This is a genomic window from Stenotrophomonas sp. SPM (genome assembly GCF_003105135.1).
GTDB lineage: Bacteria > Pseudomonadota > Gammaproteobacteria > Xanthomonadales > Xanthomonadaceae > Stenotrophomonas.
This window is the reverse complement of sequence record NZ_QETL01000006.1, coordinates 17,601-31,554: the sequence shown is the minus strand read 5'-3', so window position 1 is coordinate 31,554 and position 13,954 is coordinate 17,601. Positions and strand designations below refer to the sequence as shown.

Here is a 13,954-nt window from a genome sequence, read left to right as displayed (position 1 = left end):
TCGGGGCCCCGCCGCACCTCTTTGGTAGGCCCCCACCGTTGGTGGGGGCGGCCGTTCAAATGCGGTAGGCGATGTGCTTCATCACCTTCGACGCCAGCGCCATCGCGCCCGGAATCGGGAACGGCAGGCGGCGGGCGCCGGCCTGTTCGGCGTGCTCCGCGTGGCGGGCCTCGTCTTCCTTCATGACCCGGATGACCGCGCGGCTGCGCAGGTCGCCCGCCGGCAGGTCGACCAGGTGCTCGTCCAAGTGCGCTTCCACCTGGCGCTCGGTTTCGACCACGAAGCCCAGGTTCCAGCCGTCGCCGCGCAGCCCGGCCAGTGTGCCGATGGTGTAGCTGCCGGCATACCAGAGCGGATTGAACAGGCTGGGGCGGCTGTCCAGCTCGCCCAGCCGGGTGGCGCACCAGGCCAGGTGGTCGGTCTCTTCCTGGGCCGCTTCCAACAGGTGCTCGCGGGTGGACGGGTCGCGGGCAACCGCGGCCTGGCCGAAGTACAGGCCCTGCGCGCAGACCTCGCCGACATGGTTGATCCGCATCAGGCCCGCCGCGTGGCGGCGTTGCGCCGTATCCATGCCCGGCTCATCGGTATCGGCGGCCGGGTAGGGGCGCGATGCCGGCGGGTTGCCGAACACCGTGTTCAGGGCGCGCTGCGCCTCGGTCAGCAGGTGGTCCAGCGGAGTGGTCTGGCGGAGCACGGTCATGGCGGCATGGGTGGGGCGGGGGACCCCCGATTCTCGCCCGGCCCCGGCCCCCTGCCAACCCGGTACAGGGGCTGGCTTGCACCCGGCCGTCGGGGTGAGTACAATCCCGCCTCTTACGCTTCACCTTTTCACAACGCGTGGCAGAGTTCCGGCGAGCCTTTCGCCGCAATGAGCCCGACCTAACCTAGAGTTCTTCATGAGCACTTTCACTGCCAAGAACGAGACCGTCCAGCGCGACTGGTACCTCGTCGACGCCGAGGGCAAGACCCTGGGCCGTCTCGCCACCGAGCTGGCCCGCCGTCTGCGCGGCAAGCACAAGCCGGTCTACACCCCCCACGTTGATACCGGCGACTACCTGGTCGTCATCAATGCAGAAAAGATTGCCGTCACTGGCAAGAAGCTGCAGGACAAGATGTATCACCGTTTCACCGGTTACATCGGCAACCTGAAGACCGAATCCCTGGCACAGGCGCTGGAGCGCCACCCGGAGCGCGTGATCGAGATCGCCGTGAAGGGCATGCTGCCGAAGGGCCCGCTGGGTCGCCAGATGTACCGCAAGCTCAAGGTCTACGCCGGCACTGAGCATCCGCACGCCGCACAGCAGCCGCAGGTTCTGGATATCTAATCATGGCTATCACTCAAAACTACGGCACTGGCCGCCGCAAGTCCTCCACCGCTCGCGTTTTCCTGCGCAAGGGTTCGGGCAACATCACCGTCAATGGCCGTCCGCTGGACGAGTTCTTTGGTCGTGAGACCGCGCGCATGATCGTGCGCCAGCCGCTCGAGCTGACCAAGAACACCGAAAGCTTCGACATCCTGGTCACCGCCGCTGGCGGCGGCACCACCGGCCAGGCCGGTGCGATCCGTCTGGGCATCGCCCGTGCTCTGGTCGAGTACGACGAGACCCTGAAGTCCGAGCTGCGCAAGGCTGGCTTCATGACCCGTGACGCCCGTGAAGTCGAGCGTAAGAAGGTCGGTCTGCACAAGGCCCGCCGCGCCACCCAGTTCTCCAAGCGCTGATCCATCGCGCCTGGTCGGGCTTCTTCGGGAGCCCGCTGGTTGGAAAAGCAAAAGCCCGGCTTCGGCCGGGTTTTTGTCGTTTGGGGGTCGTGCATGGGAGAGGGTGGGGGTCAGAGCCTTTCCCTGCGGAAAAGGATCCGCCCCCGGAGCTCGCTGTTCGGCTGCGCGACCAGATTAAAAAGAAAAAGGCCTGATCTTTCGATCAGGCCTTTTTCTTTTTAATTTGGCTGCCCCTGATGGATTCGAACCACCGATGCCTGAGTCAGAGTCAGGTGCCTTACCGCTTGGCTAAGGGGCAATGTAACGTGGAACTATTTTCTCACTTTTCACGCTGAAAAACAACTTGATTTTCAGTGTGGTGGCTATGGGTGGACTCGAACCACCGACCCCAGCATTATGAGTGCTGTGCTCTAACCGGCTGAGCTACATAGCCTTGGTGAGCCCGCTATTCTGCTCATGTGTATCGGGCCTGTCAACACTTTTGTGTCGAGCTTGTGGGCCGACAGACGGCATGGGATAGTCCCGACCAGTAGATTTTCTTAGGAGTCCGCATCGTGATCGATCCGGACGGCTATCGACCGAACGTCGGCATCGTGCTGATGCGGCAGGACGGGCAGGTGTTCTGGGCACGACGCGTGCGCCGGGATGGCTGGCAGTTCCCGCAGGGTGGCATGAACACCGACGAGACCCCGGTCGAGGCCATGTATCGTGAATTGCAGGAAGAGACCGGCCTGCTGCCCGAGCACGTGGAAGTGCTGGGGGCGACACCGGGTTGGCTGCGCTACAAGCTGCCGGCCCGGGCCATCCGCCGTAATGAGCGGCAGGTCTGCATCGGCCAGAAGCAGGTCTGGTTCCTGCTGCGCCTCACCGGCGATGAATCGCATGTGCGGCTGGACCATACCGACTCGCCCGAGTTCGACAACTGGCGCTGGGTCGACTTCTGGTACCCGGTCGAGCACGTGGTGATGTTCAAGCGTGGGGTCTATGCGCGTGCCTTGCGCCACCTGGCGCCTCTGGCGCGCGGCGTGGCCGGGCAGGGCGTGACTGCCATGCCCAAGACCGCGGCCGAGGCCTGGATGCCGGGCAATACCGCAGGCCACGACCGCCCGCGCAAGCGCCCGCGCAGCAAGGGTTACTGGCCGCGCAAGGTGCAGGGCGACGGGCCTTCCAGCTGAGTGGATGAACGGTAGCGAGAATGGTTCAGGTCTCTGATTGACAACCATTCTCGTTTCCATTGGAATGGGCACCAGGCCACTCCCGGCCTGTCAGCCCGGTTCCCGCCTGTGTACGTCTGCATCTGCAACGGAGTCACCGACCACCAGATCCGCGAGGCCGCCAGCCATGGCGTCACCACGGTGGGCGAGCTGACCATGCGTACCGGTTGCGGCGCCACCTGCGGTTCCTGCCTGGACATGGCTGGCGATCTGCTGGCCAAGGCGCTGGCCACTCACGACCTGCCGCTGCCGGTGCTTGGCCTGCAGGCTGCCTGAGCCGTACCCCGCGGCGCTTTGACGCCGCGCCCCTGACGTTCCGCCGCTGGCCTCACAGGCCAATGCGCACGATTCGCGTTCCTTCACGCGCGCTTTCAAAGCGATACAGTGCCTGCGTTTTCAGCGTGCAGGAGCATTCCCATGAAGGGCGACACCAAGGTCATCGAATTCCTCAACAAGGTCCTCTTCAACGAGCTGACCGCGATCAACCAGTACTTCCTGCACGCCAAGATGTTCAAGAACTGGGGCATCAAGGAATTGGCCGAGTACGAGTACAAGGAATCGATCCATGCGATGAAGCGCGCCGACGCGCTGTCCGATCGCATCCTGTTCCTCGAAGGCCTGCCGAACTTCCAGGCGCTGGGCAAGCTGCGCATCGGCGAGAACCCGCCGGAGATGCTGCAGTGTGACCTCTCGCTGGAGCAGGACGCCGTGGCGGTGCTGCGCAACGCCGTGGCGCATGCCGACTCGGTGGGCGACTACGTGAGCCGTTCGTTGTTCACCAGCATCCTCGATGCCGAGGAAGAGCACATCGACTGGCTGGAAACCCAGCTGGACCTGGTCGAGCGCATCGGTGAGCCGAAGTACCTGCTGAGCAAGCTGGAAGACTGATCCAGCGGCTCTACAAAACGGCAGTCGAGCATGGCTCGACTCTACAAGGAGGTCGTCGAGCAAGCTCGACGCTACCCTTCCTGGGCCAGGTAGCCGGTCAACGCCACGCGTGCGCGGGCGAACTCGGCCACCAGCAGCGCGACCGCCACGGCGGGGCGCTGCAGGCTGCCCGCGCGGGCTTCGTGCTCGATGCGCCGGGCCACGGCCGACAGTGACAGTGCGCCGACATTGGCGCTGGACGATTTGAGGGTGTGCGACAGCGCCTGCAGGCGCTCTATGTCGTTGGCCTGTGCTGCCTGCTGCAGGGCCTGCACGAGTGCTGGGGCATCCTCGAGGAACACGGCGACGATCTGCAGTGCGGCCGGGCCGATCACATCCTGCAGTTCCTCAAGCACGCTGCGGTCGAGCACAGGCTGCGGCGGAGTGTCCGCGTCGGGCGCGGGAGGCAGCGTCGAGCCTGCTTCCAGTCGAGCATGGCTCGGCTCCACAGACGCAGGCGCTTCGCCCCAGCGCTGCAGCAGCGCATGCAGGGTTTCGCGGTTGATCGGTTTGGACAGGTAATCATCCATGCCGGCCTGCAGGCAGCGCTCGCGGTCGCCGGCCATGGCATTGGCGGTCATGGCGATGATCGGCAGGCGCGCGCGGCCCTGAGCCGCTTCCTCGCTGCGCCACTGGCGGGTGGCGGCATAGCCATCCAGCACCGGCATCTGGCAATCCATCAGCACCACGTCGATGCCGCCCTGGCGCAGCGCCAGCAGGGCCTGCTCGCCGTCGGCGGCATTGCGCACGTCGCACTGGAAGACCCGCAGCAGCTGTTCGGCCACCATGCGGTTGACCGCGTTGTCCTCCACCAGCAGCACGCGCAGATCCAGCGGCGGCAGCGTGGCCGGTGCCTGGCCGCGTTCGGCGGTGGCCAGCAGGGCTGCCGGTCGCACGCTGGCGGTGGGCGCGGCCAGCACGGCATGCAGGTGGGCGTCGTTGAAACTGGCCGGCAGCTGCTGCTGGCGGGCCTGTGCGGGGGCGGGCTCGTCCTGGAGCCACAGTACCTGCAGAGTGGCGTCCGCGCCGCGCTCGGCCAGCGTGCGCAGCAGCGTCGCCTCGCCGCCACGGCGCTGGCGGGCGTCCACCAGCAGCCAGGCCGGGCTCGGCTGGCCCGGGCGTGGGGCAGCGCGCAGGCGCTCCAGCAGCACATCGCGCTCGGCCAGCACCTGCACCGGCAGCCCGTGGTGGGCGGCGATGCGCTCCACGCGCGCCTGCAGCGCCACATCGGCACTGTGCAGCAGCAGCGGCGACGGTGCGCGGGCCAGTGCCGGCAGGTCGCCGGGGATCTTCAGCAGCGGAATCTCGAACCAGAACGTGGCGCCCTGGCCGGGCCTGGACTGCACGCCGATCTGGCCGTGCATCAGATCGATGATGCGCTTGCAGATGGCAAGGCCCAGGCCGGTGCCGCCGTACAGGCGGGTGGTCGATGCATCGGCCTGGCTGAAGGACTGGAACAGCCGTGACTGCAGGGTGGCGTCGATGCCGATGCCGGTGTCGACCACTTCAAACCGCAGCTGGTGCTGGGTCGGGCTTTCGCCCAGGCGCTGCACGCGCAGCTGCACCTGGCCGCGCGCGGTGAACTTGATCGCATTGGCCAGCAGGTTGGTCAGTACCTGGCGCAGGCGCACCGGGTCGCCACGCACCGGCAGGCGCACGGCCGGGTCCAGCTGCAGGCCGAGCACCAGGCCCTTCGATTCGGCGGCACGCTGCAGCAGCTGCACCACGCCGTCCAGCAGTTCGCGCAGGTTGAAGCTGGTGATCTCCAGTTCCAGGGCCTGCGCTTCCAGGCGCGAGTAATCGAGGATGTCATCGACGATGCGCAGCAGCTGCTGCGAGCTGATCGATGCGGTGGCCAGCATCTGCCGCTGGTCCTCGCCCAGGGGCCCGCGTGCGATCAGCTCCAGCATCGGCAGGATGCCGTTGAGCGGCGTGCGGATCTCGTGGCTCATGGTGGCCAGGAACTCGCCCTTGGCCAGCGCGGCCGCCTCGGCGGCCTGCTTGGCCTGCAGCAACTGCTGTTCCAGCTGGCCCTGGCGCTCGGTGGTACGGCGCAGCTGGTCGCGCTCGCTGGTCAGCACGGTGCGTTCGCGCTGCAGGGCCGCCAGCGCCTGGCCGCGTTGGCGCAGGCGCAGGCCAAGTGCCAGCGCCACGCCGGCGGCCAGCACCAGAGCCGCCAGCAGCGCGACCGTCAGCGGCACTCAGAGCACCGCGTTGTGGAAGTCGAAGTCCAGGTCGCTGCCCGCCGACTGCACCATGTTGCCCTGGATGTAGTCCACGCCGCCGACCCACATCGCCGCCGCTGCCTGCGGATCCTCGATCTGCTGGCCGATGATCTGCAGGCCTGCGGCATGCGCGCGATCGATCGCCCGCCGCAGTTCCTCGCGGGTGCCCGGATTGGAGTGGCTGCTGGAGAAGCGCGCGGCCATGCGCACGAACGACAGCGGCAGCTGGGTGAGCAGGGCATCGGCTTCGCTGCCCGGCTCGAACTGGCTCAGGCAGAAGCGCACGCCGGCACTGGCCATGCGCTGGCAGAACTGCTGCAGCGGCACGGTGTGGATGAGCGCGTCGGGCAGGCGCACGTCGATCACCAGTGCGGTGCCGGGCAGGTCGCGCTGCTGCAGCGATTCCAGCAGCCAGTCGGCGAACGCATCGCGCTGCAGCGTGCGCAGCGACTGCGAGACGAACAGGTTCAGCGGCTGGGTCGCGTGGCGGTACAGGTCGAGCAGGCCCATCGCGTGTTCCAGCACCTGCTGGTCCAGATCGGCAATGCGGCCCGCGGCTTCGGCGGCCGGAATGACCTGGCCGGCGGTGAGCACCGTGCCATCGGCCTGGCGCAGGCGCAGCAGCAGCTGGTACTGCGCGGTATCGCCGCCTGCCACGGCCACGATCGGCTGGTAGGCCAGTTCCAGCTGGCCTTCCAGCAGGGCCAGGTGTTCCTGCTCGGTCACCGCCTGGCGATGCACGTGGCCGGCCACGCCGGCGGTCAGCAGGCGGGCCTGCAGGGTGGTGCGTTCGATGGCTTCCAGCGCGCTGTTGGCATCGTCGAAGCCCGGCGACAGCGGCGCATAGCCGACCACGCCGCGCAGGTGCACCGATTCATCGTCGCGGATGACGAAGGCGCGCGCGGACAGCTGCTCGCGCAGTGCGGCGGCGATGCCCTCCAGGCTTTCCTCGTCGGCGCCGCGGGCCAGCAGCAGGAAGCTGTTGTCGTTCAGGCGGGCCAGCAGATGCGGGTGGCCGGCTTCGGCCAGGCGCTGGCCGGCCTGCACCATCAGCCGCTCGAAGGCGGCATAGCCATAGCGCTCGCGCAGACCCAGCGCGCTGGAGATCTCCACGAAGAACACACCGCCACGGTCGCGCTGCTGCAGCGCTGCGTTGAGCTGCTGCAGCACGTGGTGGCGGGTCGGCAGGCCGGTTTCCGGGTTGCTGGTGGCCGGTGCGCCGCTGGCGCCGGGCAGGGTGGCGGCCTGCGCGCGGGCGCGGCGGATGCGGTTGGCCACGGCCGCGATCAGGTGGCGCGGGCGGATCGGCTTGCTCAGGTAATCGTCGGCGCCGCTGTCCAGCACTTCGAACTGGCGCTCCGGGTCCGGGTCGCCGCTGAGGAAGACGATCGGCAGCAGCTGCATGCCCGGCTGCTGGCGGATCATCGCGGTCAGGCGCATGCCATCCAGGCCCGGCAGGTGCAGGTCCATCAGGATCAGGTCGGGGCGCAGTTCGCGGATCGCCTGCTGCACGCCATCGGCATCGGACAGCACTTCGGCCTGCATGCCGGCACCGTGCAGCACGCTCTGCGCGAACAGGGCCTGGGCACGGTCGTCTTCGACGATCAGCACGCGGTACGGCGAGTCGGAGGCGGCGGGTGCATCGTTGCCGTTGCCTGCGTCGATCAGCGCGGAAGGCAGCGGCGGCGGCGTACCCAGGCTGCCGCCCGCATCGGCCGGTGCGGAGGAGACCGCGACAAGCGTGGGCGCAGCGGCGGGCGAGGTGTTTGCCCAGCGCTGCCAATGATCGGCCGGTGGGGTTTCAGCGCGTCCGGGGCGTGCGCCCGCGGGGGATTCATTTGCGGACATCACAACTCCTGGTGTTCGCCGCCATTATGCGCCAAGCCCGCCATTCAACCGGTGCGCGGCTGGCCTGGCGCGGCCGTACCGCCAGCGCGTGCCAGCCAGCGCACGCCCTTCCACAACGTGCGCCAGACCAGCCACACCAGCAGGGCACCGGCCAGGCTGCAGGCCAGCACCACGACCAGGGCGATCCAGGGATGGGCCAGTGCCAGCGCCAGGCCGCCGACCACCACGGTGTCCTCGGCGACCGAGGCGACCCAGTTGCTGGCCGGTTCCGGCGAGGTGTTGAGCAGGGCGCGGGTGCCGGCCTTGAGGCCGTGGCTGGCCAGGGCGACGCCGGCGCCGGCCAGCAGGGTGCCCGTGCCCAGCTGGCCATCGGGCGAGAGCGTGGCGGCGGCCAGGAAGGCGCCAGCCGGTACCCGTGCCAGGGTATGGATGAGATCCCAGATGGAATCGACGCCGGGGATCTTGTCGGCGAAGAACTCGGCAATGGCCAGCGCGGCCGAAGTGCCCAGCACCCACCACGATTCGGTGGCCTGCAGGGCCGGGGGCAGGTCGACCCAGCCGAGCAGGCCGGCCAGGCCGACGCCGAACACGGTGAGGTAGACGCGGATGCCGGCCAGCCAGGCCAGCAGAATGCCGATCACGAACAGGTGGGCTTCGGTCATGGCGGGGGGCTCCGGCGACGGAACTGTGCGGGGTGCCACACTATCGACGATGACGTGGCTGAACACCACCGGCCCCTGGCGGCCGGCACCGGGGAAAGCTCCCGTTCCTGTCATACACTAGCCCGTCGTTTGCTACAGGGGCCGTGCTGGTGTCGCCATTGCGAGTCCACGGAGACTACCCATGAACAACCGCCCACCCATGCGTGCACGGGTCCGACTGCCCGGTTCCAAGCCGCCGCCGCTCGACCGTCGCCGCCTGCTGGTCATCGGTGGCATCTGGCTGCTCAGCCTGGTGCTGGCGGTGCTGGGCGGCTGCTGGCTGGGCGCGCCGCGCGATGCCCAGGGGCAGCGCCTGCAGGCCGCCGAGAAGCGCGCCGAGATGTTGCAGGCGCAGCTGACCGAACTGGGCCAGAAGCAGGCCACGCTGGAAGCCTCCGACCGCATCAGCCGCGCCGCCAACACCGAGGTGCAGTCCTCGCTGGCCGAGCGCGATGAAGAGATCGCCGGCCTGCGCGCCGACGTGGCGTTCTACGAGCGCCTGGTCGGCTCGACCAGCCAGCGCAAGGGCCTGAACACCCATTCCATCGAGTTCAGCGCCGAATCGGCCGGCACCTGGCAGTACGCCGTGGTGCTGACCCAGAACCTCAACCGCGGGGCCATCAGCCAGGGGCAGATGCGCTTCACCGTGGAAGGCGTGAAGAACGGCAAGCTGGCCACGATCAGCTGGGATGAGCTGCACCAGCGCAGCAAGGTGCCGGGACAGGATTACTCGTTCCGGTACTTCCAGCAGCTGACCGGCAGTGTGATGCTGCCGACGGACTTCACCCCGCAACGGGTGAGGGTGACACTGGGGAGTGGTGCAGGGGGCACCACGCAGGTATTCGACTGGAAACAGGCCGGCGCACCGGCCAGCAAAGGGGAGTAGGCAGATGTTCGGAAACAGCAAATCCAGCCGTGATGGCCAGTTGGTGGTGGATGCCCTGATAGGCAACCAGGTGGTGATCCGTGGTGATGTGGAATTCAGTGGTGGCCTGTATGTGGAAGGCCGTATCCACGGCAAGGTGATCGCGCAGGACGGCGCCAGCGGCGCGACCCTGACCCTGGCCGAGCATGGCGTCATCGAGGGCGAGATCCGCGCCCAGGTGGTGGTCATCAGCGGCCGCCTGGACGGGGACGTGCACGCCACCGAGAAGGTGGAGCTGACCCCGAGCGCGCGGGTGAACGGCAACGTTCACTACCAGGTGGTGGAAATGAACGCCGGCGCCCAGCTGAATGGCCGCCTGATCCACGCCAGCAGCCCGGTGGCGGCCCTGCCAGCGCCGGAAGGCGAGGGCGAGGCGACCGAAGGCAAGGGCGGCACCGCCGCGCGCCGCAAGCTGGCCGAGGCGATGGCTTGAAAGCCGTCCCCGGCGCCCCCATGCTGAGTCCATGAGCACGCTAGTTTCCCTGCCCGGCGCCACGCCGGCCGCCGCTCCCGACTACCAGTCGCTGGAGCGGCCGCTGAACTTCACCGAATCGGCTGCGGCCAAGGTGAAGGAACTGATCCAGGACGAGGGCAACCCCGACCTGTCGTTGCGCGTGTACATCGAGGGCGGTGGCTGTTCCGGGTTCCAGTATGGGTTCGAGTTCGACGAGAACCGCGCCGAGGACGACCTGGCGGTGCAGACCAGCGGGGTCACCCTGCTGGTCGACCCGCTCAGCCTGCAGTACCTGATGGGCGCCGAGGTGGATTACACCGAGAGCCTGACCGGTGCGCAGTTCGTGATCCGCAACCCGAACGCGAAGACCACCTGCGGCTGCGGCAGCAGCTTCAGCATGTAATGCCGGGCGCGGGGCCGATGCCCTGCGCCACCCTTGTGCGCAACGCCGACTGATTGCGCACATCCCCGACCTTGCCACCTGCGGCAATTGGCGGCAGGCTTGTCGGATGCCCAATACTCCTTCGCCGCTTTCCGGTTTCGCCTTCGTGGCGGAGCCGCTCGAGCGCGCCGATGCCCTGCGCGATGATGCCGATGCCCTGGCACGCCTGTGGCCGGATGCGCGCATTCTTGTCCTTGACCAGGACGGCACCGCCTTCACCGGTGAGGACGACCAGCCGGTCGCGCTGACCGGCGCCGAGATCGGCGGTGGCCCCGGTTCGGCCATTTTCCTCGGCCTGCGCGCGGGCCAGGCATGGTTCTCCGTCGAAGCGACCAACGTCACCCAGAGCGCACCGCGCCGGCTCGACCTGCGCCAGGCGGCACTGCTGTGGAGCGTGGCCGACGCCACCGCCTTCAGCTATGCCCGCGGCATGTCCTACTGGCATTCGCGCACGCGCTTCTGCGGCGTGTGCGGTGGTGCGGTGGCCTTCGCCCGCGGCGGCTTTGTCGGCCGCTGTGCGCAGTGCGCCACCGAGCATTACCCGCGCGTCGACCCGGCGGTGATCGTGGCCGTGGAAAACCAGGGCCGCCTGCTGCTGGGTCGCCAGTCCAACTGGGCGCCGCGCCGCTATTCGGTGCTGGCCGGCTTCGTCGAACCCGGCGAGACCTTCGAGCAGACCGTCGCGCGTGAGGTGCATGAGGAGAGCAAGGTGCGGGTGACGTCCTGCCAGTACCTGGGCTCGCAGCCGTGGCCGTTCCCCGGCGCGTTGATGGTTGGGTTCCGCGCGCAGGCGCAGGACGACGTGCCGACCGTCGATGGCGAGCTGGAAGATGCACGCTGGTTCACCGCCGAAGAGGTGGGGGCGGCGCTGGCGCGTGACGTCGAGGACGATGGGGACGGCATCCGCCTGTCGCCGCCGATCTCGATCTCGCGCGGACTGATCGAACACTGGTACCGGCAGCAGCAGGTCTGATCCCTGCGGCTGTACCGGCGTGCGCGGGCGGCAGCATTGCCGCCACCTGAACACGCGTCGGGTTACAGTCCGGTTCACCGCTGAGCGCGCCGCTGCGACAGGTAAGGTAGCGGCGCAGAACGCTTGTTCGTAGGGAGACCTGCCATGTTCACCACCCTGGTCGCCGTGTTGGTGGCGCTGGCCCTGGGCCACGTTGCCCCGGCCGCTGCTGCCTCGCTGCGCCGTTTTGACGGCTTCCGGCGCTGGCTGGGCTGGTTGGACGGGCATGGCGGACGGGCATGGCAGGGAGCGGCCGGCGTGGCGCTGGCGATCGTGCCGCCGCTGCTGCTGATGACCCTGCTGGCCTGGCTGCTGCGCGGGGTGCTGTTCGGCCTGCCTGGCCTGCTGCTGGGCGTGGCAGTGCTGGCCTGGTGCTGGGGCCCGCGCGACCTGGACCGCGATATCGAAGCGATCATCGACGCCGACGACGCGGCGAGCCGGCAGGCGGCGGTGCGGCACCTGCAGGCCGCCGGCGGCAGCCTGCGCGAGGACGTGCCCTCGCTGGTCGAGGCGACCGTCCTCAACGCACTGCGGCGCTGGTTCGCGGTGCTGTTCTGGTTCCTGCTGCTGGGCCCGGTCGGTGCCCTGGCCTATCGCCTGCTGGCGCTGATGGCAGAGAGCCCGATGCGTGCGCGGGTGCCGGTGGAGCCGCTGGCGCTGGCTCAGCGGTTGCTGGCCTGGATTGAATGGCCGGTGGCCCAGCTGATGGCGTTCTCGATGGCGCTGGTCGGCAACTTCGACACGGCGTGGAAGGCGTGGCGGCAGGCCCATGGCGAGCGCCTGGCCGGTGACATCGGCTTCCTCGGTGCGGTGGCGCGGGCCAGCGTGAATGCCGAGCTGCGCGAAGAAGCGCATGACTACACCGATGCGGGCCTGTTGCCGGTGTGGCAGCGGCTGCCGGACCTGCGCGATGCGATGAGCCTGGTGTGGCGGATGTTGCTGCTGTGGTTGTCGGTGCTGGCGCTGCTGGTGATTGCCGGCTGGGTGACGTAGATCCACGCCATGCGTGGATGATGCGGATCTGGCCGCGCTACGGCGCGCCGCTGCCCTCGAAAGCCATGTAATCCTCGTGCAATCCCTGCACAACGCGGCCGGTCGGCTCGTCGTCGACGCCGGTTTCCATCAGCACCCAGCCCGGCATGCCGTCTTCGCGCATCGCGGGACCTTCGTCCACGGCCATCACGAAGCTGTTGCCGAGCGCTTTGCCGTAGGCACGCAGCAGCGCGTGCAGGGCCTGCGGGTCCACCGCACCGCGTAGCGCCGCCAGCGTCTGTTCCAGTTCCGGGCGATCAAACAGCGCCTCCGACAACGCGCCCTCCACATCATCGGCCAGCGCGTGCACATCGCGCAGCACCAGAAAGCGCGCGAACTGTGGGAGGTCCTCGCCCAGTTCGCTGTTCACCCAACTGCGGGGATCGCCACAGCCTGCCGCCTTCATGGCGGCAATCAATCCAGCACGTCGATCAGTCATCGCACCAGCATAGCCGAGCGAAGCGACCCGCTTCCGCTTTCGCTCTTGCTTTTGATCTTCTTTTTCTTCCGTGGTGGACGCACACGGAAACTTTCAGAAGCCGGGCGGGTGGGTTGCTCAGGGGCGTGAGCCGCATGGATGCGGCGACCGAGCTTACAGGGATGTACTTGCAGCGTCCCCTGCGCAGCCCACCCGCTCGGCCACGCCCGAGACACAGGCACAGCGCCCGCCACGAGTGGCTCTGCCGTTGGCTGCAAAACTACACCGGTGCCAGCGCGGTGAACGGTGCCCACGGCAGGTTGCGCAGCAGCGCATACCCCGGCAGCACCCACAGCCAGAATTTCGGATTGGCCAGCAGCCGCATCAACGGATCGAGCACCTTCGGGCGCACGCCGGCGATGTGCAGCAGCATCATGAAGAGAAGGGGCAGTGCGATGACCAGCAACGGGTTCATCGCCATGGCGCCGGGCAGGTCGAAGTGGACCAGCGAATACAGGCAGCGCGTGCTGCCGCAGCCGGGGCAGTAGAAGCCGCTCAGCGCGTACAGCGGGCAGCCCGGCAACGGGTTGCCGGCGACATACGGGTTGACGTGGCGCAGGACCACGGCAGCACCGGCAGCCAGCCCGGACGAGGCCAGCAGCGGCGCCCAGCGGGCCAGGCGTGATTGAACGGGGGCGAGGGACATGCGTGGGCGGGATCCGGCACTGCGCCGGATCCCGTGCACTGCATCAGTAGCCGCTGTTGCTCATGGCGCCGATGCCGCCCATGACAACGAAGAACAGCACATACAGAACGACCATGATCAGCCAGGCAATGGCCGACCAGATCGCCCACTTCTTGGCCTTGTCCGCCGATTCCTGGGCACCGGCGACGTCACCGGCGGCCAGCTTGCCGTTGACCTGTGCAGCGTAGACGATCGATACGATGCCGACCGGCAGGCAGCAGAGCAGGGTGGACAGGATGGCCCAGACCAGATTGTTCGGGATGTACGGGGTGGTGGTATTCATGGTGCGAA

General features: G+C 68.1%; 17 protein-coding genes and 2 tRNA genes. 10 read left to right on the top strand and 9 right to left on the bottom strand.

Annotation, left to right across the window (positions count from 1 at the left end; translation table 11 throughout):
• Window positions 1-55: 55 nt before the first annotated feature.
• Entirely contained in the window at window positions 56-700 is a 645-nt protein-coding gene (gene coq7, locus DCO49_RS03125; protein WP_116862772.1) for a 2-polyprenyl-3-methyl-6-methoxy-1,4-benzoquinone monooxygenase, read from the bottom strand.
• A gap of 196 nt (window positions 701-896) precedes the next feature.
• On the opposite strand from coq7, the gene rplM reads away from it, so the two are divergent.
• Window positions 897-1,325 (top strand): 50S ribosomal protein L13, encoded by a 429-nt coding sequence (gene rplM / locus DCO49_RS03120; protein WP_005414692.1) that lies wholly within the window; start codon window positions 897-899, stop codon window positions 1,323-1,325.
• A gap of 2 nt (window positions 1,326-1,327) precedes the next feature.
• Window positions 1,328-1,720: a 30S ribosomal protein S9 gene (gene rpsI, locus DCO49_RS03115; protein ID WP_005411311.1), complete on the top strand. Its 393-nt coding sequence runs from the start codon at window positions 1,328-1,330 to the stop codon at window positions 1,718-1,720.
• 224 nt (window positions 1,721-1,944) lie between these two features.
• Here rpsI and DCO49_RS03110 read toward each other — a convergent pair.
• Together DCO49_RS03110 and DCO49_RS03105 are read right to left on the bottom strand one after the other, a co-directional pair.
• Window positions 1,945-2,018 (bottom strand) — tRNA-Gln (locus DCO49_RS03110).
• Between the two features lie 58 nt (window positions 2,019-2,076).
• Window positions 2,077-2,153: transfer RNA gene (locus DCO49_RS03105), tRNA-Met, on the bottom strand.
• A 121-nt stretch (window positions 2,154-2,274) separates the two neighbouring features.
• On the opposite strand from DCO49_RS03105, the gene DCO49_RS03100 reads away from it, so the two are divergent.
• The 3 genes from DCO49_RS03100 to bfr all read left to right on the top strand — a co-directional run bounded on the left by DCO49_RS03100 (window position 2,275) and on the right by bfr (window position 3,822).
• On the top strand, window positions 2,275-2,895 hold the full coding sequence (locus DCO49_RS03100) for an RNA pyrophosphohydrolase (protein WP_116862771.1): 621 nt from the start codon (window positions 2,275-2,277) through the stop codon (window positions 2,893-2,895).
• Between the two features lie 108 nt (window positions 2,896-3,003).
• Window positions 3,004-3,210 (top strand): bacterioferritin-associated ferredoxin, encoded by a 207-nt coding sequence (locus DCO49_RS03095; protein ID WP_079223871.1) that lies wholly within the window; start codon window positions 3,004-3,006, stop codon window positions 3,208-3,210.
• A gap of 141 nt (window positions 3,211-3,351) precedes the next feature.
• A complete protein-coding gene (gene bfr, locus DCO49_RS03090; RefSeq protein WP_108770240.1) occupies window positions 3,352-3,822 on the top strand; it encodes a bacterioferritin in 471 nt (156 codons plus the stop codon).
• Window positions 3,823-3,893: 71 nt separating this feature from the next.
• Here the strand turns inward: bfr and DCO49_RS03085 are convergent, their stop codons facing one another.
• From DCO49_RS03085 to DCO49_RS03075, 3 genes are read right to left on the bottom strand one after another with little or no spacing between them, the layout of a single operon-like run.
• Window positions 3,894-6,062: a hybrid sensor histidine kinase/response regulator gene (locus DCO49_RS03085; protein ID WP_116862770.1), complete on the bottom strand. Its 2,169-nt coding sequence runs from the start codon at window positions 6,060-6,062 to the stop codon at window positions 3,894-3,896.
• A complete protein-coding gene (locus DCO49_RS03080; protein ID WP_116862769.1) occupies window positions 6,063-7,934 on the bottom strand; it encodes an EAL domain-containing protein in 1,872 nt (623 codons plus the stop codon).
• A 44-nt stretch (window positions 7,935-7,978) separates the two neighbouring features.
• Window positions 7,979-8,596: a DUF4126 domain-containing protein gene (locus DCO49_RS03075; RefSeq protein WP_116862768.1), complete on the bottom strand. Its 618-nt coding sequence runs from the start codon at window positions 8,594-8,596 to the stop codon at window positions 7,979-7,981.
• A gap of 181 nt (window positions 8,597-8,777) precedes the next feature.
• On the opposite strand from DCO49_RS03075, the gene DCO49_RS03070 reads away from it, so the two are divergent.
• The 5 genes from DCO49_RS03070 (at window position 8,778) to ampE (ending at window position 12,461) form a co-directional block, all read left to right on the top strand.
• Window positions 8,778-9,521 carry a DUF6776 family protein gene (locus tag DCO49_RS03070; protein ID WP_116862767.1) on the top strand — a complete coding sequence of 248 codons (744 nt, stop codon included), beginning with the start codon at window positions 8,778-8,780 and terminating at the stop codon, window positions 9,519-9,521.
• Between the two features lie 4 nt (window positions 9,522-9,525).
• Entirely contained in the window at window positions 9,526-9,993 is a 468-nt protein-coding gene (locus DCO49_RS03065) for a polymer-forming cytoskeletal protein (RefSeq protein ID WP_116862766.1), read from the top strand.
• Window positions 9,994-10,024: 31 nt separating this feature from the next.
• Entirely contained in the window at window positions 10,025-10,417 is a 393-nt protein-coding gene (erpA, locus tag DCO49_RS03060; RefSeq protein ID WP_079223859.1) for an iron-sulfur cluster insertion protein ErpA, read from the top strand.
• Window positions 10,418-10,523: 106 nt separating this feature from the next.
• A complete protein-coding gene (gene nudC, locus DCO49_RS03055) occupies window positions 10,524-11,429 on the top strand; it encodes an NAD(+) diphosphatase (RefSeq protein ID WP_116862765.1) in 906 nt (301 codons plus the stop codon).
• 144 nt (window positions 11,430-11,573) lie between these two features.
• Window positions 11,574-12,461, top strand: coding sequence for a regulatory signaling modulator protein AmpE (gene ampE, locus DCO49_RS03050; RefSeq protein WP_116862764.1), 888 nt, complete (start codon window positions 11,574-11,576; stop codon window positions 12,459-12,461).
• Window positions 12,462-12,498: 37 nt separating this feature from the next.
• Here the strand turns inward: ampE and DCO49_RS03045 are convergent, their stop codons facing one another.
• The 3 genes from DCO49_RS03045 to DCO49_RS03035 form a co-directional block, all read right to left on the bottom strand.
• On the bottom strand, window positions 12,499-12,939 hold the full coding sequence (locus DCO49_RS03045; RefSeq protein ID WP_133249381.1) for a hypothetical protein: 441 nt from the start codon (window positions 12,937-12,939) through the stop codon (window positions 12,499-12,501).
• 259 nt (window positions 12,940-13,198) lie between these two features.
• Window positions 13,199-13,624: a DUF2752 domain-containing protein gene (locus DCO49_RS03040; RefSeq protein ID WP_116862762.1), complete on the bottom strand. Its 426-nt coding sequence runs from the start codon at window positions 13,622-13,624 to the stop codon at window positions 13,199-13,201.
• A gap of 43 nt (window positions 13,625-13,667) precedes the next feature.
• Window positions 13,668-13,946 carry a CD225/dispanin family protein gene (locus DCO49_RS03035; protein WP_116862761.1) on the bottom strand — a complete coding sequence of 93 codons (279 nt, stop codon included), beginning with the start codon at window positions 13,944-13,946 and terminating at the stop codon, window positions 13,668-13,670.
• Window positions 13,947-13,954 lie beyond the last annotated feature (8 nt).